This window comes from Nonomuraea sp. CA-218870, assembly GCF_050936535.1.
GTDB classification, from domain to species: domain Bacteria; phylum Actinomycetota; class Actinomycetes; order Streptosporangiales; family Streptosporangiaceae; genus Nonomuraea; species Nonomuraea corallina.
On the sequence record NZ_JBNJMN010000001.1, the window covers coordinates 4,454,088 to 4,472,869 of the forward strand.

Below are 18,782 nucleotides of genomic sequence, written 5' to 3' on the forward strand. Positions count from 1 at the left end.
AGCGAGGAACCCCCCATGCGCTACCGGCTCGGGGTGGACGTCGGAGGGACGTTCACCGACATCCTTCTCATCGATCAGGAGTCAGGGCAGACCTTCCGCGCCAAGACTCCGTCCACTCCCCATGACCAGTCGATCGGCGTCCTGGCCGGCGTCGAGAAGGCGTGCGCGGTGGCGGGCGTCTCCCCGGACGAGATCGGGGAGATCCTGCACGGCACCACCGTCGCCACGAACGCCATCCTGGAGGGCAAGGGCGCCAGGGTCGGCCTCGTCACCACGGCGGGCTTCCGCCAGGTGCTGCAGATCGCCCGCTCGTTCGTCCCCGGCGGCCTGGCGGGCTGGATCATCTGGCCCAAGCCGGAGCCGCTCGCCGCCCTGGAGGACACCGTGGAGGCCGTCGAGCGGGTCGCCGCCGACGGCTCGGTGGTGACGCCGCTGGACGAGGACGACCTGCGGGCCAAGCTGCGGTCGCTGCGCGGCGTCGAGGCGCTGGCCGTCTCGCTGATCAACTCCTTCGCCTTCGACGGCCACGAGCGCCGCGTCGCCGAACTGGCGGCCGAGGAGCTGCCGGGCGTGCCCGTCTCGATCTCCTCCCAGGTGCTGCCCGAGCTGCGCGAGTACGAGCGGACCGTCACCACGGTCGCCAACGCCTACGTCCAGCCGAGGGTCGCCACCTACCTGGACAACCTGGGCCTCGACCTGTACGTGCTGCGCAGCGACGGCGGCCTGGCCTCCCGCGCGAACGCCAAGGCGGCGCCGGTCAACATGCTGCTGTCCGGCCCGGCCGGCGGGGTCGCGGGCGCCACCTGGGTGGCCGAGCAGGCCGGGTACACCGACTTCCTCACCTTCGACATGGGCGGCACCTCCACCGACGTGGCGCTCGTCCAGGACGCCCGGCCGCGGGTCGGCCGCGAGACCAAGGTGGGCGACCTCACCGTACGCTCGGCCTCGGTGGACGTGCGGACCGTCGGCGCGGGCGGCGGCTCGATCGCGCACGTACCCGCGCTGACCCGGGCGCTGCGCGTCGGCCCGCAGTCGGCGGGCGCGGAGCCCGGACCGGCCGCCTACGGCAAGGGCGGCACGGAGCCCACCGTCACCGACGCCAACGTGGTGCTGGGCTACCTGCCGTCGCGGCTGGCCGGCGGCGAGATCACGCTGGACCGGGAACGGTCCCGCGAGGCCGTGCGGCAGGTCGCCGAGGCGATGGGGCTGACGGTGGAGGCCGCCGCCCAGGGCATCGTCGACATCGTCAACGAGAACATGTTCGGCGCGCTGCGCCTCGTCTCCGTCCAGCAGGGCTTCGACCCGCGCGACTTCGCGCTGGTCGCCTTCGGCGGGGCCGGGCCGCTGCACGCCAACGCGCTCGGCCGGCTGACCGGGTCCTGGCCGGTCATCATCCCGCCGTCGCCCGGCGTGCTGTGCGCGTACGGCGACGCCACCACGTGCCTGCGCGACGAGGCGGCCAGGACCAGCATCAAGCGCTTCTCCCAGCTGACCGACGACGAGCTGAGGCAGATGCTGGCCGAGCTGGCCGAGCGGGCCGCCGCCACCCTGGAGGCCGAGGGGGTGGGCCGCGCCGACCAGACCGTCACGTACCAGGTCGACGTGCGCTACCACGGCCAGGGCTTCGAGATCCCGATCGACCTCGGCCTGGACACCGGGCTGGAGGCGCTGGGCAAGGCGTTCGACGCCGAGCACGAGCGGCTGTTCTCGTTCCTGCTGAGCAACGAGCACGAGATCGTCAGCGCCCGCGCCTCGGTGAGCGGGCCGCGCCCCGACGTCCAGCCGGTCCGGCTCGCGCACGGAGGACCCGAGGCCGAGCCCGTCGGCAAGCACGAGGTCTGGATCGACGGCGGCTGGGCGGAGGCCTCGGTCTACGACCGCGCCGCCCTGCTCGCGGGCAACCTGGTCGAAGGGCCCGCGATCGTCACCGAGATGGACTCCACCACGCTCGTCCTGCCCGGCCACGTGGCCGAGGTGCACGAGAGCGGCAGCCTGCTCATCCGGCCACTGGAGGCATGATGGCCCAGATCATCCAGACCGCGACGGCACCTCTGGCCGAGGCCGAGGTCGACCCCGTCACGCTCGACATCATCGAGAACGCGCTGCGCAACGCCCGCTACGAGATGGACGAGGTGCTCTTCCGCACCGCGCTGTCGCCGGGCATCCGCGAGCAGCACGACGAGTTCCCGCTCATCGCCGACGCCGAGGGGCGGATGGTCGCCGGCCAGTTCGGCCTGTCCATCCCGGCCCTGCTCGACCGGTTCGACGGGACGGTGGAGGAGGGCGACGTGCTGCTCACCTCCGACCCGTACTCCTGCGACGGCGCGATCAGCCACGCCAACGACTGGCTGGTCGTCATGCCGGTGTACGTGGACGGCCGGGTGGTCGGCTGGGCGTCGATGTTCGGCCACATGTCGGACGTCGGCGGCAAGACCGCCTGCTCGATGCCGACCGACGCGCGCACGATCTTCGAGGAGGGCGTGGTCATCCCGCCCTTCAAGCTCTACTCCAAGGGCGTGCTGAACGAGGACGCGCTGCGCATCATCCTCAACCAGGTGCGCCGGCCCGACTGGAACCGGGCCGACCTCAACGGCATCGTGGCCGCCTGCCGCACCGCCGGGCGCCGCATCCAGGAGCTGTGCGCCCGCTTCGGCGCCGACACCTACACCTCGGCCCTGCGGGCGCTGCTCCAGCGCAACCACGACGCGATGCGGACGCTGCTCACCACCCTGTTCGAGGACGGCGAGACGCTCACGTTCAAGGACTACATCTGCGACGACGGCGTCGGCAACGGCCCGTACGAGCTGGTGCTGTCGCTGACCCGCACGGGCGACAAGGTGCTGCTCGACTTCACCGGCAGCTCCGCGCAGTCCGAGGGGCCGATCAACTACTACCTGAACGAGAACCTCGCCCGGATGTTCTTCGGGATCTACCTCATCACGGTGGCCGACCCGCAGATCCTCTGGAACGACGGCTTCTACCCGCTGATCGACGTGCGCATCCCGGACAAGAGCTTCTGGAAGCCGGAGTATCCCGCCGCGCTCAACGCCCGCAACCACGGCATCGGCCGGATCTTCGACCTGTTCGGCGGCCTGCTCGGGCAGAAGACGCCCGACCTGCTGAACGCGGCCGGCTTCTCCTCCTCACCCCACTTCATGTACGCGGGCGACGGCTTCCAGCTCTACTCCATCGGCTTCGGCGGCATCCCGGGCAGGCCGATCGGCGACGGCCCCGACGGCCACTCGCTGTGGCCGTCGTTCACCAACATCCCGTGCGAGTTCCTGGAGTCGTACTACCCGCTGCGCATCGAACGCTGGGAGACCGTCGCCGACAGCGGGGGAGCGGGCCTGCACCGGGGCGGCAACGGCGTGGACGTGGCGTACCGGTTCCTGAAGCCGGGCACCATCGCCATCCACGACGACCGCTGGCTGACCTACCCGTGGGGCGTCAACGGCGGCGAGCCGGGCGCGCGCGGCCGCAAGTGGATCGAGCGGGCGGACGGCGGCAGGGAGATCCTGCCGAGCAAGGTCCACGACGTGCCGGTCTCGCCGGGCGACGTGCTGCACTTCGTCACCTGGGGCGGCGGCGGCTGGGGTGACCCGCTGGCGCGCGACCCCGCCCTGGTCGGGCTGGAGGTGCGGCGCGGCCTGCTGACGGCGCAGGGCGCCCGCAGCTACGGCGTGGTCTGCGCGGCCGACGGCACGGTGGACGAGGCGGCCACCCGTGACCTGCGGGCCGAGCTCGAACGCACGAGGCCGGAGCCGAAGGTCTTCGACATGGGCCCGCCGATGGCGGAGATCCTGGCCAGGTGCGAGGAGGAGACCGGCCTGCCCGCTCCCCGGCCCCCGGCCAGGGCGTGAACCCGTTCGACGGGACGCTCCCGTTCGGGGAGCGTCCCGCGCTCATCCTCGTCGACCTGATGCGGGCCTACTTCGAGCCCGGCGCGGACCTCTACATGGGGTCGCGGGACTGCCTGGACAGCGCCGCCCGGGTGCTGTCGGCGGCCCGCGCGGCCGGCCTGCCGGTGGTCCACACCCGGGTCGCGTTCGGCGCGGGCGGGCTCGACGGCGGGCTGTTCTACCGCAAGGTGCCGCCGCTGCGGCACCTTGCGGGGCCGCTGGGCGAGCTGATGCCGGAGGTGGCGCCCGCCGACGGCGAGGTGGTGATCGTCAAGCAGTACGCCAGCGCGTTCTTCGGCACCACGCTCGCCTCCACGCTGACCGCGCTGCGGGTGGACACGCTGCTCATCGCGGGCGTGTCCACCAGCGGGTGCATCCGGGCCAGCGCGGTCGACGCGGTGCAGCACGGCTTCGTCCCGGTGGTGGTCCGGCAGGCGGTCGGCGACCGCGACCCGGGCCCGCACGAGGCGAACCTCTTCGACATCCAGGCCAAGTACGGCGAGGTCTGGGACGAGGAGGAGGTGCTGCGGCGGCTCTGACGCCTGAACCGGGCACAGTCCTCGGGGGTCAGTGCGTCACCCGCCACCAGAAGCCGTCCGGGTCGGTGAAGGAGCCGGAATATCCCTGGGTCGTCTGCGCGGCGGCGACGGTGATCCTTCCTCCGGCGGCGGCCGCCGACGCCAGGAGGGCATCGACCTCTTCCCGGGACCCGGCCGTGTGGGTGAGGATCATTGAGGGGAAGCCGCCGCCGTCCCTCGTCGTGCCCGCGTCCCTGGCCAGGACTCCGCGTTCCATCAGGCACAGCCTGGCCGCCGCCTTGGCGGGGTGGAAGTCGACGTACTTGCTGCCGTAGTCGCGGTCGACCGACATGCCCAGGGCCTCGTAGAAGGCCTTCGACGCCTTCGGCGCGGCGACGCCGAGAATGAGGGTGGTCTCGGTCGGGACCGGGCTCTCCGCCGCGGGGCCGGTGTCCTTGCCGGTGGCCGCCGCCAGCTTCCAGATGGCGCCGTCCGGCGCCCGGAACGCCCCGGAGAACGAACCGAAGAGGGCCTTCTTCGCGGGTTTGAGAACCTCCGCGCCGCCCCGGACGGCGGCGTCCATCAGGGTCCTGACCTCGGTGGGCTGGTTGACGACGCAGGTCAGCACGTAGCCGCGGAACCCCGCCGCCACCGGTTCCGCGGCGAGCCCCTCGGCCGCGGACAGGGTGAGCCGCCCCGTCCCGTGCAGGTCGAGGTTCACCGAGTCATCGTCGTCGGCGACGGCGGGAGAGAGTGCGGTGCTGTAGAACCTGCGCGCGGCGGGCACGTCGGGCGCCCCGAGGGTGACGACGTCGAGGGTGAGGGCCATGGCGTGACTTCTGGGGCGGGAGGAATCCGCAGTGGGGGTGCTGTTCACGCGGGTAACGCTAGGTGCGGCTCGGCGGGCCGCGCTTCTCGATTCCTGACCGCTTCGGCATCCGCTTCAGCGGTCCGTCAAAGCCGGTATCCCGCCGCTGACACCTTGATCTCGGTCAGCATGCGCAACTAGAACTCGCCGCCTGCCGCATCGTGGGGAGTCCTCACCGACACGATCCGGCAGGCGGCGCAGTGGAAGGCGCCATCTCCCAACCTGTTGACTCGTCCTTCGGCACTCCGTGGGCAGGGATCCGTCCAGGGTCACCGGAACGTACTCTCCGGACGAGGGCGCGAACTGCCCCATCTCGGGGAGCACCGTGATCAGCATGGACCGCATCGAGGTGTACTGGGTCCGTGGTGACCTCTTTGCGGCTCACCTGGGCTCTTTCCGGTCGGCTGAGGAGGGCGGGAAGAACGGTGCGCCGCCTGCCTGCGGAATGCTGTCCGTGTGGCCGCGATTGAGGAACTCGGCGAGGCGGGCGGCGGAGTCGCCTCCGTGGCCGGCCGACACCGCGGCGTCGACGGCGTTCTTGGCGGCCTGGGTTACGGCCGGGGAGATCCCGGCCTCCTCCAACGCGTGAACGATGTGGTCCAGGCTCGTGGCGACCGAGGTAAGCGAGGCCGATTCCGTCCCGGAGAAACGCCCGGCGTCGATGTCGGACGCGAGTCCGGGCAGCAGGTTGGCGACCAGTTCCGCCATCTGCTGGGCGTGCGGCGCGAGCGCGGTGGCCGGCACGTTCTGCCGCGCCGCGAGCGCGAAGGAGTGCATCAGACCGGCGATCGAGGTCCAGAACAGGTTCAGCAGGGCGACGTCGAAGCTCGCCGCCCTGCCGGGGTCGTCCCCGAGATGCACCGCCGCGCCGCCCAGTGCCGCCAGCGTGCGGCGGTGGCGGTCGAAGAGGACAGCGGGCCCGCTGTAGAGGATGCGGGTCGCCGGCGTACCGATGGCCGCCGCCGGAGTCATGATCGAGCCATCGAGGTAGCGCACGCCCAAGTCGCCTGCCCTGGCGGCCAGTTCGCGTGTGCGCCCCGGCCCGTCGGACGTGAGATTCACCAGTGTGGCGGCGGGCAGCCGTGACCGGCCCGACTCCGCCAGCGCCCGGTCGAGGATGACGTCCACCGCGTTCGCGTCGATGACGCAGACGATGACCACCTCGGCGGCGTCGAGCGCGGCCAGCGGGCTGTCGGCCTGGACGGCCCCGCGGGCGAGAAGCTCGTCGGCCTTACCGGCGGTCCGGTTCCACACCGTGGTCGGGTGACCCGCGGCGAGGAACGCCGCGGCGATGGCTCGTCCCATGGGTCCCATCCCCAGCACGGCCACCGGTGCAGGCGAGAACTGCTGAGTCACTGTCATGTTCTCCCGTCGTTCGAGGACGCCGGGGTTCCCGGCGCATCCCCGTTACGCTAAAGGTTCACGTTGACGTGAAGGTCAAGACGGAGAGGCAGCGACGGGTGCGGATCGGTGCTCTGGCACGGCGCGCGGGAGTGAGCCCTCGCGCGTTGCGCTATTACGAGGAGAAAGGGCTGTTGGTCCCCGGGCGAACGGCTGGCGGATACCGCGTCTACACCGAAGAACACGTCGAAACGGTGCGCCGCATCCGGATCCTGCTCGCGGCGGGCCTCAACAGCGACATGGTCAGCGAGATCCTGCCCTGCATGGTCGACGAGGGAGAGTTCCTCGCGCCTGGCTGCGAGGACCTCATCGCCGAATTCGAGCGGGAACAGCGGCGCATCGACACCCGAATCGCCGAACTGCACGACGTAAGAGCGGCGCTGACGGGAATCATCAGCGCCGGCAAGGCTATCGCGGACAGGTAGCCGTCCCTGTCTTCCGAGAAGGCGGCACTGCCCCTTCAGGGCTTGCCGGTCATCGATCAGTGCCGTCTCTTCCGGCGAGCGAGCGGCGGCCGGATCGCTGATCAGTGATCGACGGACGGGAAGTCGCCCGCGCGGCCGAGCAGGGCGGGCACCGGCGCGCCCAGCCGCTCGCCGATGTACGCCGCGGCCGTGGTCAGCTGTTCCAGGTCGACTCCGGTACGGATGTGCGATCGGCGCAGCGCGTAGGCCAGGTCCTCGGTGGCGATGTTGCCGGTGGCGGCCGGGGCGAACGGGCAGCCGCCGATTCCGCCGCTGCTGGCGTCCAGGGCGCTCGCCCCGGCCTCGACGGCGGCCAGCGCGTTGGCGTACCCGGTGTTGCGGGTGTTGTGGAAGTGGAAGCGCAGCGGCAGGTCCGTGACCGCGCGCACCGCCTCGGTGAGGCGGCGCACGTCGGCGGGCACGCCGACGCCGATCGTGTCGGCCAGCGCGATCTCGTCGGCGCCCGCCTCGGCGCAGCGCCGGACCATCGCGGCGACGTGGTCCGGCGACACCTCGCCCTCGAAGGGGCAGCCGAACGAGGCGCCGACCGTCGCGGTGACCGGCAGCCCGGCGGCCCGCGCGCGGGCGGAGATGGCGGCGAAGGAGCCGAGCGCGGCCGCGATGGTCATGCCCTGGTTGCGCTGGGAGAAGGTCTCGGTGGCGACCACGGTGACGTTGACCTCGTCGACGCCTGCGTCCAGGGCCCGGTCCAGGCCGCGCTCGTTGACGATCAGGCCGATGTAGCTGAGCCCGTCGCGCCGGGGCACCCGGGCCATCACCTGCTCGGCGTCGGCCATCTGGGGGACCAGGCGGGGGTGGACGAAGCTGACCGCCTCGATGCGGGTCAGGCCGGCGTCGGCCAGGGCCTCGATGTAGGCGACCTTGTCGTCGGTGCCCACCAGGACGGACTCGTTCTGGAGCCCGTCCCTGGGGCCGACTTCGACGAGGTTCACTTCGGGGGGATACATGCTTCCTGGATACCAACATGTATGCAAAAAATCCACATATTAGGCTATAAAGCGCGATATATGGATTGGATGCATACAATCGTCATCCGGTCGCCCGGTCCAGGTCGTCGGCCTGGCGCGCGTACAGGCGGGCGTAGGCGTCCTGGCGGGCCAGGAGCTCCTCGTGGGTGCCCTGCTCCACCAGGCGACCGCGGTCCAGTACGAGGATGCGGCCGGCGTCGGTCACCGTGGCCAGGCGGTGCGCGATGACCAGGAGGGTCCTGCCCTCGGCCAGGTCGTCGATCTGCCGCTGGATCTCGGCCTCCGTGTGCGTGTCGAGCTCGGAGGTCGCCTCGTCCAGGACGATGATCGGGGCGTCCTTCAGCAGGGCGCGGGCGATCGCCAGCCGCTGCCGCTGGCCACCGGACAGCCGCTCGCCCATCTCGCCGATCACGGTGTCGTAGCCCTCGGGCATCGCCGTGATCGTGTCGTGCAGGGCGGCCCGGCGGCAGGCGGCCTCCAACTCCTCCTGCGTGGCGGCCGGCCGGGCGAGCCTCAGGTTGGCGGCCACAGTGTCGTTGAACAGGTAGGTCCGCTGGCCGACGACGGCCACCAGGTCGCGCAGGTCGCCGAGGCCGAGCCGGTCGACCGGGACGCCGCCGACGCGCACCCTGCCGGAGTCCGGATCCCAGAACCGGAGCAGGAGCGAGACCAGCGTGGACTTGCCCGAGCCCGACGCGCCCACGACGGCGTACCGCTCGCCCTCGGGGACGGTGAAGGAGACGTCCCGCAGCGCGGGAGCCGGCCCGCCCGGGTAGGTGAAGGTCACCGACTCGAAGGCGATCGACCGGCCGGCGGGCCGGGCCTCGGGGGATCCGGGGTCGACGACCAGAGGCGGCCGGTCGGTGATCTCCCAGAGGCGGCGGGCGGCGGCGAACGCCTGCTCCAGGTCGGCGACGAACTCCTCCACGCCCAGCACCGGCCCGAAGGCCGCCAGGCCGATCGCGACGGTGATCGCGATGTCCTGCCAGCCCAGGCCCTGGGCGTAACCGGTGAACAGGACCGCGATCATCCCGGCGGCGACGAGCAGCTCGTTGAGGCCCCGGCGCAGCGCGATCAGGCGGCCGAGCCTGCCGACGGCCGACACGCCTGCGCCGCCGAGCGCGCTCAGCTCCGCCAGGCGGCGCGGCCCGTACCCGAAGGCGAGCACCTCCCTGATGCCCTGGACGCCGTCGGTGAGGTGCTGGGAGACCTCGCCGCGCGAGCGGCGCAGCTCGGTGGCGGCGGTGGCGGCGGCGCGGTGGCTCAGCCACGGGACCCCGATGCCCACCCCGATCAGGAACGGCGCGAGCACGAGCGCCACCACCGGGCTGAAGACCGTCCCCAGCACGGTCAGGGAGATCACCGGCACGACGGCGGCGGCCAGCGCGGGCGCGATGGTGTGGGCGTAGAACACCTCGATGCGGTCGATGTCCTTCATCACGCGGGCGAGCAGGTCGCCGGAGCGGCCGCCCTCGGTGCCGGCGGGCGCCTGCGGCTCGATCCGCGCGTAGAAGTCGTCGCGCAGCAGGGAGAGCAGCTTGAAGGCGACGAAGTGCCCCGAGTACTGCTCGACGTAGCGGAACAGGCCCTTGGCGAAGGCCATGACGACCATGGCCACGGCGATCTCGCCGATCACCTCCGGCTCGCCGGACACGACCCTGACCACGCCCCAGGCGCCCACGCCGTACAGGGCGATGCCCAGGCTCTGCTGCAGCACGCGGAAGAGGACCGAGACGGCGAGCGGGACCAGGAGCGGACGGCCGAAGGCCAGCAGCCGCCGGCTGATCTGGAACCTGGTCATCGTGACCTCACCGCCCTGGCGTAGTGGCCTTCGCCCGTCATCAGTTCCTCGTGCGTGCCCTGCTCGGTGACGGCGCCGTCCTCCAGGACCGCGATCCGGTCGGCGTCGCGGACGGTGGACAGCCGGTGCGCGATCACCAGCACGGTCCGCCCGGCGGTGAGCCGGTCCAGCGCGGCCAGGATCGCGGCCTCGGACTCCAGGTCCACGTTGGAGGTCGGCTCGTCGAGGACCAGGATGGGTGCGTCCTTCAGCGCGGCCCGCGCGATCGACACGCGCTGCGCCTGACCGCCGGAAAGGGTCAGGCCGCGCTCGCCCACCGGCGTGTCGAGGTCCAGGTCGAGGTCGGCCACGGCGAGCGCCTCGCGCAACCGGTCGTCATCGGCGTCGGGCGCGGCGACCTTGAGGTTGTCCCTGAGCGTGCCGGTGAACAGGTAGGTCGTCTGGGCGACGACGCTGATCTGCTCGCGCACCCAGGCGGCGGGCACCGCGGTCACGTCGTGACCGCCGACGCGGATCGTGCCCTCGCCGGGGTCCAGGTTGCGCTGGAGCAGGGCGGCGACGGTGCTCTTGCCCGATCCCGAGGGCCCGACCAGCGCCAGTTTCTCGCCGGGCGCGATGGTGAAGCTCACCTCGCGCAGCACCGGGGTGTCCGCCAGGTAGCCGAAGCCGACCGCGTCGAAGGTCACCTCGGAGGTGGTCCCTGCCGGGTGCCCGGCGTCGGCGTCGGTGACCGAGGGCCGCTCGGCCAGCAGGTTCCTGATCTCCTTGGCGGCGGCCATGCCGCTCATGCCGACGTAGAAGAACTGGCCGACCTTGTCCAGCGGCTCGACGAGCTGGGTGGCCAGCAGCACCAGGGCGACGGCCTCGCCCGGGCCGATCGCGCCGTCGCGGAAGCGGATCATCGCCAGGACGGTCGCCGCGGTGATCATCCCCAGCGAGAAGACGGTGTCGATCACGAAGAGGATGACCTGGTTGCCGGCCAGCAGCCGCATGATCGCCTGGCGCAGGTCTTCCGAGGCCTTGGCCAGGGTCCGGCCGTGCGCGGTGCCCTGGTTGAAGAGCTTGAGCGTGGTCAGGCCCTGCAGGGCGTCCAGGAAGCGGGCGGCCAGCCGGTTGGCGGTGTCACGGTAGCCGTCGCTGACCCTGGCGAAGGCCCGCTGGAAGACGCCGACGGTGAGCGGGATGGCCGGGACCGCGACGGCCAGGACGAGCGCGGTCCACGGGTCGACGAAGATCGCGATGGCGGCCAGCACGAGGATCGGCACGGTCATCGAGGCGAGGATCGGGCCGAGGAAGGTGGCGTAGTAGGTGGCGACGAGCTCGACGGCCTCGGTGCCGGTGGAGACCAGGCGGCCGGTCTGCTCGCTGGAACGCAGCGGGGCGCCGAGCCGGAGCAGGTGGCGGTAGACCCGGTCGCGCAGGTCGAGCTCCAGCCGCCCGCCGGCCCTGACGGTGATCGCCGGCACCCAGGCGGCGGACAGCGCCCTTGCGACGGCCGCGACGGCCAGCCCGGTGACGACGCCGCCGTCGGGCGGACCGCCCGCGGCGATCTGGCCGATCGCGTTGCCGGTGAACAGCAGCAGCGCGGTCGTGGCCAGGGCCTGGAGCCACGTGCCCAGCACGGACAGCAGGACCGGCCCGCGGATGGGCCGCATCAGCGACTCCACGTGCACCTCCATCTGCGTGGACCGTCAGTCGACGGCGTCTTCGTACGCGGGAGCCTTCGCCCGCGTCAGGAGCCAGACCCCCAGGGCGAAGGCCGACCAGTTCAGCGTGTTGAGGATCTCCTCCGCCCACTGCAGGGCGATCGTCTGCTCGGGCCGCGAGGCCAGCAGGCCCATCACGTACGTGCCGAGAAGGTTGAACCCGAACAGGTAGACCGCGGCGGCAGCGCCGGCCCGGCGGGACAGCAGCAGCAGCCGGATGCCCACGAGGGTGGCCGAGACGGTGGTCACGATCAGCATCGGCCAGGTGTCGCGGACCGCGATCGCGGCGGCGATGCCCAGCAGGGCGAAGCCGGCGAACGCCCACGCCGGCGGCCGCCGGGCGGATCCGGTCGCCAGCAGCGCCCAGGCCATCAGCGTGAACCCGGTGCCGAGCAGGAAGAACTGGGCCTCGGCCAGCCACACGAGGTCCGGCCCGCGGATCGCCATGACCAGTTTCCAGACGGCCTTGAGCCCGCCGCCCAGCACGGTGAGCCAGCCGCCCGCGGCCACGGCCGGGTGACGGGCGTAGGGGACGAGCAGCGCGACCCCGACGGCCATGGCGATGACCGGCAGGAAGTCGACGAGGGCGAGGGAGAGGGGGTATTCCATGGCAACTCCCATTGGGGAACGTCGTTTCCAAGTAAGACACGAGATCCATTGACGGGAAACAGTGTTTCCATAACGATGTGCGCATGGCGGGCGCTGACGACTACGTCGAGATCCCCGTCGCGGGCAGGGCCCCCCGGCGGGTGCGCCTGGACGCGGCGGCGCCGTTCGGATGGTGGCCCGCGATCTGCGTCGCGCTGATCGCCTTCGTCGACCGGGTGGAGTACAACCTGATGGCGGGGGCGCTGGCCGGCATCCAGCGGGATCTCGGGTTCGGCGACACGGCGGGCGGCGCCATCGCGACCTCCGCCGCGCTGGCCGGCGTCATCCTGCTGATCCCCGCCGGGCGGCTGGCCGACCACGGCCGCAGGACCTGGACCCTGTTCCTGGTGGTGGCCGTCTGGTCACTGCTGACCCTCGGCAGCGGGCTGGTGACCTCGTACGCGATGCTGTTCGCCGTGCGGGTGCTGCTCGGCGGCACGGGGCTGCTCTACAACCCGGCGGCCTCCAGCCTGCTGGCCGACTACTTCCCCGGCGGCAGCCGGACCCGGGCGTTCTCGCTGGAGCGGTTCGGCTACTTCGCCGGGCCGCCCGTCGGCATCGTCGCCGGCGGCGCGCTGGCGGAGGCGTACGGCTGGCGGACCATGTTCTTCCTCGTGGCGGTGCCGGGCATGGTGATCGCCCTGCTCTGCCTGACCCTGCGCGAGCCCGAGCGGGGCACCGGCGACCGGATCGAGATGCTCAGGACCGGCAGGCAGGCGGAGCCCGCCGCCGCGCCGGAACGCCGCGGCCCGGTCCTGGCCGAGATGCGCGAGCTGCTGCGGATCAGGACCCTGCGCGCCATCGCCTTCGGGCTCGGCACCGTCTTCTTCGGGCTGGGCGGGCTGATGTTCTGGCTGCCCACCTTCTACCAGCGCACCTTCGACCTGTCCGTCGGCTCCGCCTCCGGGCTGGCCGGCGGTGTCGGACTGCTCGGCATGGTCGCCGGCAGCGTGCTCGGCGCCCGGCTCGGCGACAGGGGGCACCTGGTCAGGCCGGGCTGGCGGGTGACCGTCGGCGCCTGGGGGCTGCTCGTCGGGGCGCTCGCCCTGACGGGTGTCGCCCTGCTGCTGGTGCTGCCCGTGCAGCTGCTCTGCCTGGCTGTCGCCTCGGGCGGGTTCCTGGTGGCGATCCCCAACCTGACGGCGGCGGCCGCCGACGTGGTGCCCGCCGCGCGGCGGGGGCTCGGGTTCGCGCTGCTGCAGTTCCTGATCTCCCTGGCGGGATCGGCGGGACCGCTGCTGGTCGGCGCCTTCTCCGACGCCACCGGATCGCTGCGCTGGGCGTACGCGATCCTCGCCGTCCCGTTGCTGGCCGGCGCGCTGCCGGCGTTCCGGGGCAGGGCGAGCCTGGAGGACGACAGGAAGGCCGCTCTCCGGGCCTTTCAGTGATCGCGCAGGAGCGAGCCCGCGCCGTACACCTTGTCCTCGATGCCGTTGTCGCGCAGGGCCATCCACCAGGTGGCGGCGTTGATCGCGATGACCGGCTTGCGCAGCCAGCGCTCTGCCTCGTCGGCCAGCCGCACCATCGACAGGTTCGTGCCGCACTGCACCAGCACGTCCACGTCGGCGGAGTTCACCTCGACCAGGGCGTCGCGCAGCTCGGCCTCGCCCACGTGCGCGATCGACACGGCCGTGGGGCACTTCAGGCCCTTGATCGCGGTGACCTCGAAGCCGATCTCGGAGAAGAAGCGGACCACGTTCGCGTCGCCCACCGGCTGGTACGGGGTGACGACGCCGATGCGGCGGGCGCCGTAGAGCTTCAGCGCCCGCTCGCAGGCCTCCGCGCCGGTGGCCACCCGCAGTCCGGTGAGTCCGTGGATCTGCTCGACGAACTGCCGGTTGCCCTCGACGCCGCCCCAGAAGGTCTCGGCGGACATGCCCATGACCATGTAGTCGGGCTCGCAGGTCATCACCCGTTCGCAGGCCGCGCCGAGCTCGTCGCGGATCTGGCCGAGCAGCCGCTCCATGCCCTCGTCGCCGGCCATGTTCTGGTCCCTGATGTGGATCCGGCTGAAGTGCGCGGTCACGCCGGGCACCGTCATCGCGTAGAAGTCCGGCTCCACGATGGTGTTCGTGGAGGGCGCGATCACGCCGAACTTGCGTCGCCAGCCGAGTGCGTCGGTCACGGCAGGACCTTTCTCTTGGTGAAGGGGGCGACGGCGAACCGGGCCGCGACCTTGCGGCCGGTCAGCCAGCGGACGTGCGCGCCGTTCCGGGTACGGGCGAGCGCCTGCTCGGCCAGCCACGGGGTCACGGTCTCGACCCGGTCGGCCAGGATGTCGAAGACCTTGCGCGACTTCGGGTTCAGGTCGCGGACGAGCAGGTCGGTGACGACCATGCCGGGGCTGAGCAGCCCGACCGAGACCCCGGCGGGCACCTCCTTGGCCAGGGCCTTGGTGAGGTAGGTCAGCGCCCGCTTGGTGGCCCCGTACACCGAGAGTCCCGGCACGGCCCGGCCGTCGCTGCCCAGTCCCTCCATGTTCCAGACATGGCCGTGGCCCTGGGCGGTCATGCCCGCCAGCGCGACCGCGCAGCCGTTGACCACGCCGGTGAGGTTGACGCCGACGACCGCGCGGGTCTCCTCCTCGGGCAGTTCCCACAGCGGCGCCCGGCCGTGTGTGATGCCGGCGTTGTTGATCCAGATGTCCACCCGGCCGTATTCGGCGACGGCCGTGTCCCACAGCTCGCGCACCTGGGCCCGGTCGGTGACGTCGGCGATGACGCCCAGGCCGTCCTCGGGCGCCCGGGTGCTGCCGCAGGTCACCACCTGGTGGCCGCGCGCCAGGAACTCCCTGACCAGGCCCTGCCCGATGCCGCGGCTGCCGCCGGTCACGACGATGACCACGTCAGCACCCCGTGCATCACCGCGGCGAGCGCGCCGCCCTCGAACAGCTCGTAGACCACCGCCAGCTCGGTGCCCGAGCGCATGCCGGGCGAGGCGTCGAGCATGAACTCCCGGCCCTTGAGCTTCCACACGTCGGCGAAGTGGACGCCGGGGTAGTTGGCCCGGCCGAACGCCTGGGCGTTGCCCCACGCGTCCGGCCCCTCGTAGAAGGAACGGGTCCCGTCGCGCCGCACGTCCACCGTGTACGCGCGCTCCAGCGCGCCGGACCAGGTGACGCGCTGCCGGGTCCGCAGCAGGTCGAGCGGCTCCAGCTCGATCCGCAGGCCGACCGTGCCGATGGGCTTCTGGTCGGCGCCGAACAGCTCGCACGGGCCGGCGAACGCGCCGCCGGTCTTGGTCGGCAGGATGTACGGGACCGGCCCGTTCCTCGTCTCGGCGGCGAGCCAGTCGGCGGCCTTGGCCGGGTCGCGGGTGTAGAGGCCGTTGAAGCAGCCGACGACCGCGGGCCCCTGGTACAGCATCGAGGAGTAGACCTGCGTGTCACCGATGACCTGGTTCCAGGTGTTGAGGTCCACCTGCCAGCCCGGCCCGTAGTAGTGCGCGTCGACGAAGGACCCGTACGGCTGGCCGGTGCCGTAGAAGTCGGGGCCCGTGTAGATCCGGCTGGCGTCGGAGTCGACCACCCCGAACGCGAACGGGGCGCCCAGCCGGAACCGGCCCGCCAGCGGGCCGCCGCCCTCCAGCCCGCCGTCCATGTAGTACGTGGTCACGCCGCCCTCGCTGACCGAGGAGCGGCGGATGTCCTCGAAGCCCAGCCACGTCCCGGTGTGGTCGAACAGGGACGGCCGCCCGGTCCATTCGCCCTCGATGCGCCGCTGCCACTCGCTGGGCTCGGTCACTTCAGCAGTTCCTTCCGCACGGTCTCCGACTGGCCGGCGCCGATCAGCCTGGTCACCTGGTGCCAGACGGGGTCCACGTCGGGGGAGAAGAGGTTGGCCCGGCAGACGCGGTCGCGTCCGGCCAGGTCGCCGGCGGGCTCGGGGACGCCGCCGCCCACGAGTGTCAGCCAGTGGTCGAGGTAGGCGTCCACGGTCGGGCCGAGCGCGGCGAAGGCGTCGTCGGTGGCGCGGCACACCAGCATCCAGGGCGACATCATGGCCCGCTGCCTGGGTCCGATGGCGGCGGGGGAGAGCCCGTCGAGCCGCCAGGCCCGCTCCAGCGGGTCGGTGAGCGGCAGGAAGCAGGCGTCCAGGTACTCCAGGTTGACGGCCAGTTCGGCGCGGGGGATGAGGTCCAGGTGCATGGCGTGGAACTCGGCGGCGGCCACCGCGTCCAGCGTGAAGTGCGGAACCGCCGAGCCGGGCCGGGTGAACACGAAGATCATGTGGCTGTCGAGCCCGATCTGCGGGACCACGAGGCTGACCGAGACGGCCTTGCCGACCGGCCCGTCCGCGCCCTCCGGACGCAGCACGCGCAGCCGGCCGACCGGGTCGGGGGACATCGGCGAGGTCAGCGGCACGTCGTCGGCCGGCCTCAGGTCCAGGGCGGCGCTCAGCCGCTCCAGGGTGCGCTCACTCAGCGCTTCGGGCAGGCTCATGGTCGTCTCCTCGGGTCTTGTGCACCCACGCGCGGGCGAGTTCGGGATTGTCACGGCGGGCCGGCGAGGCGATGACGGTGGCCTCGCGGCGCGGCACGTCGCCCACCACGATGTCGTCGTCGTCCAGGAACCAGCCCTGCTCGACGAGCTCCTGGCGGCGCCGCCGGTAGGCGATCTGCAGCGCGTCGCTGCGCAGGTGCAGCTCGGCGGCCAGGTCGAAGGGCAGCAGTTCGGGCCGCTGCGCCTCCACCACCTTCCGGTCCTGCTCGAAGATCCGCCTGATCCGCTTGAGCGCGTTGCCGTCGGCCCACTTGCCGGGGAAGAAGTTGCGGTAGCCGACGAGCTTGACCAGGGTGCGGTTCTGCGACAGGGGGATGTTGTGGTCGTACAGGATCAGGTCGCCGAACGGGAGCCGGACGTGCAGTTTGACCACGTTCGGCAGGTACCAGCCGTTGGTGACGACGACGGGGTCGAGGCGCTTGGGGGACAGCATGCCCCACAGGCCCTTGGGCGCCGGCGGATTGAGCAGGATGTCGGCCTCCGCGTGCCACTCGCCCTGCGTCACCTCGTAGTCCGGGATCTCCGGCTTGTCGGGGTTGCCGAAGGCGGTGCCGTGCACGAACGGGGTGTGCGCCGCGTCCACGACGTTCTCCATCGCCCGCTCGTAGTTCGCCTCGACGACGGTCTGCCAGTAGACGGCGCGGAAGGAGGGGTCGTCGTGCTCGGCCATGTGCGGGATCGGCGGGCGTTTGTCCTCAGGCAGGTCGCCCAGGTAGGCCCAGACCAGGCCGTACTTCTCGACGATCGGGTAGGCGTCGACCCGGGCCTTCTTCGGGATGCCGCGGCCGGGCGGGTTCGCCGGGATCTTCACGCAGGTGCCGTCCGACTCGTACTCCCAGCCGTGGTACGGGCAGGCGATGCGGTCCTCGGTCAGCGTGCCCAGCGACAGGGCCCCGCCCCGGTGCACGCACAGGTCGGACAGGCAGGCCACCGAGCCGTTCCGCCGCCGCCAGATCACGAAGTCCTGCCCGAGGCAGGTGACCTTGCGCGGCCGGTGCTCCACGACGTGGCTGAACTCGATCGCGTACCAGAAGTTCTTAAGCATGCTTCCTCCTTATGGGCAGGCCGGACAGGACGGCCCGTGCCTCCGGATCGTCGTGCAGATGGGTACGGAGGAACGCGGTGACCAGCCGGGCCAGTTCGGGCCGGGGCTGGGCGGTGGCCGGCAGGTCCAGGAAGGCGCGTGCGGCCGTCGGGTCCACCGGGTCGGCGATCAGGAAGTGGTTGGCGCCCTCGAAGAGGGCCAGGAGGTGCTCGCCGTCGCCGAGGGCCTCCTCGAAGGTCCGGGTGACCGGGTCGGGGGCCCGCTCGTCCTGGCCGTAGCGGTCGGCGCTGCCCTGGATGACGCCGTCGCGGGTGCCGACGGACAGCAGCACCGGGCAGTCGGCCTGGGCGGGCAGGACGGTGCCGGCGGGCCAGCCCAGCATGGTGGCGACCATGGTGTGGGCGCCGTAGGAGAAGACGGCCTTGACGCCGGGGAAGAACCTGGCCGACTGCATCGCCACGGTGCCGCCGGCGGAGTGTCCGCCGATGGCCACCCGGTCGAGGTCGAGCGCGCCTTCGAGCAGGTCGATCCGGGCCAGCGAGGCCAGGACGCCGCCGATGGCGGGGCAGGTCGGGCGGGTGCCGTAGTGCGCGGGGGAGGCGGCCTCCAGGTCGACGCCGGGGGTGAGGCCGTACTGACCGCCGAACAGCTCGCCCACCCGGTCGAACGTCACGCACACGAATCCGGCGCGGGCGATCTCGATGGCCAGCCAGCGGTAGGCGTCCTGCCCGACGTTGATCCCGGACAGGAACAGCACGACCGGGTACGGCCCGCCCTCGGGCGGGAACGCGCCGGTCAGCCGGTCGCCCTCGGCGGCGGCCGGGTAGTGGACCTTGAGATGCGCGGTGCCGAACGGCGGGCTGCCGCCCGTCTCCGCGGCCCACCACAGGGACCGGATCATGACGCCTCCGGCCGGGCCCGGTCGCCGGCGGCCGGCGCGCG

The 18,782-nt window shown here is 72.0% G+C and carries 17 protein-coding genes; 5 read left to right on the top strand and 12 right to left on the bottom strand.

Annotated features, from left to right (window positions below; all coding sequences use genetic code 11):
* Positions 1-15: 15 nt before the first annotated feature.
* From ACQEUU_RS21630 to ACQEUU_RS21640, 3 genes are read left to right on the top strand one after another with little or no spacing between them, the layout of a single operon-like run.
* Positions 16-2,019, top strand: a complete 2,004-nt coding sequence (locus ACQEUU_RS21630; protein ID WP_433068537.1) for a hydantoinase/oxoprolinase family protein — start codon at positions 16-18, stop codon at positions 2,017-2,019.
* The gene (locus ACQEUU_RS21635; protein WP_433068538.1) at positions 2,016-3,860 is read left to right on the top strand and encodes a hydantoinase B/oxoprolinase family protein; all 1,845 of its coding nucleotides are present in this window, start codon (positions 2,016-2,018) and stop codon (positions 3,858-3,860) included. The genes ACQEUU_RS21630 and ACQEUU_RS21635 overlap by 4 nt, the downstream gene beginning before the upstream one ends.
* Positions 3,809-4,438, top strand: a complete 630-nt coding sequence (locus tag ACQEUU_RS21640) for an isochorismatase family protein (protein ID WP_433068540.1) — start codon at positions 3,809-3,811, stop codon at positions 4,436-4,438. Before ACQEUU_RS21635 ends, ACQEUU_RS21640 begins: the two co-directional genes overlap by 52 nt.
* 28 nt (positions 4,439-4,466) lie before the next feature.
* Here the strand turns inward: ACQEUU_RS21640 and ACQEUU_RS21645 are convergent, their stop codons facing one another.
* Together ACQEUU_RS21645 and ACQEUU_RS21650 are read right to left on the bottom strand one after the other, a co-directional pair.
* Positions 4,467-5,246 (bottom strand): VOC family protein, encoded by a 780-nt coding sequence (locus tag ACQEUU_RS21645; protein WP_433068541.1) that lies wholly within the window; start codon positions 5,244-5,246, stop codon positions 4,467-4,469.
* Between the two features lie 420 nt (positions 5,247-5,666).
* Complete coding sequence (locus ACQEUU_RS21650; protein ID WP_433068543.1) at positions 5,667-6,647, bottom strand: NAD(P)-dependent oxidoreductase; 981 nt, start codon at positions 6,645-6,647, stop codon at positions 5,667-5,669.
* A gap of 68 nt (positions 6,648-6,715) precedes the next feature.
* On the opposite strand from ACQEUU_RS21650, the gene ACQEUU_RS21655 reads away from it, so the two are divergent.
* On the top strand, positions 6,716-7,111 hold the full coding sequence (locus ACQEUU_RS21655; RefSeq protein ID WP_433068545.1) for a MerR family transcriptional regulator: 396 nt from the start codon (positions 6,716-6,718) through the stop codon (positions 7,109-7,111).
* 101 nt (positions 7,112-7,212) lie between these two features.
* Here ACQEUU_RS21655 and ACQEUU_RS21660 read toward each other — a convergent pair whose 3' ends face one another.
* From ACQEUU_RS21660 to ACQEUU_RS21675, 4 genes are all read right to left on the bottom strand, one after another.
* Positions 7,213-8,118 (bottom strand): hydroxymethylglutaryl-CoA lyase, encoded by a 906-nt coding sequence (locus ACQEUU_RS21660; RefSeq protein WP_433068546.1) that lies wholly within the window; start codon positions 8,116-8,118, stop codon positions 7,213-7,215.
* Positions 8,119-8,200: 82 nt separating this feature from the next.
* Entirely contained in the window at positions 8,201-9,940 is a 1,740-nt protein-coding gene (gene cydC / locus ACQEUU_RS21665) for a thiol reductant ABC exporter subunit CydC (RefSeq protein ID WP_433068548.1), read from the bottom strand.
* The gene (locus tag ACQEUU_RS21670; protein WP_433068550.1) at positions 9,937-11,607 is read right to left on the bottom strand and encodes an ABC transporter ATP-binding protein/permease; all 1,671 of its coding nucleotides are present in this window, start codon (positions 11,605-11,607) and stop codon (positions 9,937-9,939) included. The genes cydC and ACQEUU_RS21670 overlap by 4 nt, the downstream gene beginning before the upstream one ends.
* Positions 11,608-11,631: 24 nt before the next feature.
* Positions 11,632-12,255 (bottom strand): hypothetical protein, encoded by a 624-nt coding sequence (locus ACQEUU_RS21675; RefSeq protein ID WP_433068552.1) that lies wholly within the window; start codon positions 12,253-12,255, stop codon positions 11,632-11,634.
* A gap of 83 nt (positions 12,256-12,338) precedes the next feature.
* On the opposite strand from ACQEUU_RS21675, the gene ACQEUU_RS21680 reads away from it, so the two are divergent.
* Positions 12,339-13,682 carry an MFS transporter gene (locus ACQEUU_RS21680; protein WP_433068554.1) on the top strand — a complete coding sequence of 448 codons (1,344 nt, stop codon included), beginning with the start codon at positions 12,339-12,341 and terminating at the stop codon, positions 13,680-13,682.
* Here the strand turns inward: ACQEUU_RS21680 and ACQEUU_RS21685 are convergent.
* From ACQEUU_RS21685 to ACQEUU_RS21710, 6 genes are read right to left on the bottom strand one after another with little or no spacing between them, the layout of a single operon-like run.
* Positions 13,676-14,419: a maleate cis-trans isomerase family protein gene (locus ACQEUU_RS21685; RefSeq protein ID WP_433068556.1), complete on the bottom strand. Its 744-nt coding sequence runs from the start codon at positions 14,417-14,419 to the stop codon at positions 13,676-13,678. The genes ACQEUU_RS21680 and ACQEUU_RS21685 overlap by 7 nt on opposite strands.
* On the bottom strand, positions 14,416-15,138 hold the full coding sequence (locus ACQEUU_RS21690; protein WP_433068558.1) for an SDR family oxidoreductase: 723 nt from the start codon (positions 15,136-15,138) through the stop codon (positions 14,416-14,418). Before ACQEUU_RS21690 ends, ACQEUU_RS21685 begins: the two co-directional genes overlap by 4 nt.
* The gene (locus ACQEUU_RS21695; RefSeq protein WP_433068560.1) at positions 15,123-16,037 is read right to left on the bottom strand and encodes a hypothetical protein; all 915 of its coding nucleotides are present in this window, start codon (positions 16,035-16,037) and stop codon (positions 15,123-15,125) included. Before ACQEUU_RS21695 ends, ACQEUU_RS21690 begins: the two co-directional genes overlap by 16 nt.
* A complete protein-coding gene (locus tag ACQEUU_RS21700) occupies positions 16,034-16,735 on the bottom strand; it encodes a hypothetical protein (RefSeq protein ID WP_433068562.1) in 702 nt (233 codons plus the stop codon). Before ACQEUU_RS21700 ends, ACQEUU_RS21695 begins: the two co-directional genes overlap by 4 nt.
* Positions 16,710-17,840: a Rieske 2Fe-2S domain-containing protein gene (locus tag ACQEUU_RS21705; RefSeq protein ID WP_433068563.1), complete on the bottom strand. Its 1,131-nt coding sequence runs from the start codon at positions 17,838-17,840 to the stop codon at positions 16,710-16,712. The genes ACQEUU_RS21700 and ACQEUU_RS21705 overlap by 26 nt, the downstream gene beginning before the upstream one ends.
* A complete protein-coding gene (locus ACQEUU_RS21710) occupies positions 17,833-18,741 on the bottom strand; it encodes an alpha/beta hydrolase family protein (protein WP_433068564.1) in 909 nt (302 codons plus the stop codon). Before ACQEUU_RS21710 ends, ACQEUU_RS21705 begins: the two co-directional genes overlap by 8 nt.
* Positions 18,742-18,782 lie beyond the last annotated feature (41 nt).

Bases quoted from the DNA above. Each gene is read 5' to 3' on its own strand.
- ACQEUU_RS21630 (WP_433068537.1), top strand. From the start codon at position 16: ATGCGCTACCGGCTCGGGGTGGACGTCGGAGGGACGTTCACCGACATC.
- ACQEUU_RS21635 (WP_433068538.1), top strand. From the start codon at position 2,016: ATGATGGCCCAGATCATCCAGACCGCGACGGCACCTCTGGCCGAGGCC.
- ACQEUU_RS21645 (WP_433068541.1), bottom strand. From the start codon at position 5,246: ATGGCCCTCACCCTCGACGTCGTCACCCTCGGGGCGCCCGACGTGCCC.
- ACQEUU_RS21650 (WP_433068543.1), bottom strand. From the start codon at position 6,647: ATGACAGTGACTCAGCAGTTCTCGCCTGCACCGGTGGCCGTGCTGGGG.
- ACQEUU_RS21660 (WP_433068546.1), bottom strand. From the start codon at position 8,118: ATGTATCCCCCCGAAGTGAACCTCGTCGAAGTCGGCCCCAGGGACGGG.
- cydC (WP_433068548.1), bottom strand. From the start codon at position 9,940: ATGACCAGGTTCCAGATCAGCCGGCGGCTGCTGGCCTTCGGCCGTCCG.
- ACQEUU_RS21675 (WP_433068552.1), bottom strand. From the start codon at position 12,255: ATGGAATACCCCCTCTCCCTCGCCCTCGTCGACTTCCTGCCGGTCATC.
- ACQEUU_RS21680 (WP_433068554.1), top strand. From the start codon at position 12,339: ATGGCGGGCGCTGACGACTACGTCGAGATCCCCGTCGCGGGCAGGGCC.
- ACQEUU_RS21700 (WP_433068562.1), bottom strand. From the start codon at position 16,735: ATGAGCCTGCCCGAAGCGCTGAGTGAGCGCACCCTGGAGCGGCTGAGC.
- ACQEUU_RS21705 (WP_433068563.1), bottom strand. From the start codon at position 17,840: ATGCTTAAGAACTTCTGGTACGCGATCGAGTTCAGCCACGTCGTGGAG.
- ACQEUU_RS21710 (WP_433068564.1), bottom strand. From the start codon at position 18,741: ATGATCCGGTCCCTGTGGTGGGCCGCGGAGACGGGCGGCAGCCCGCCG.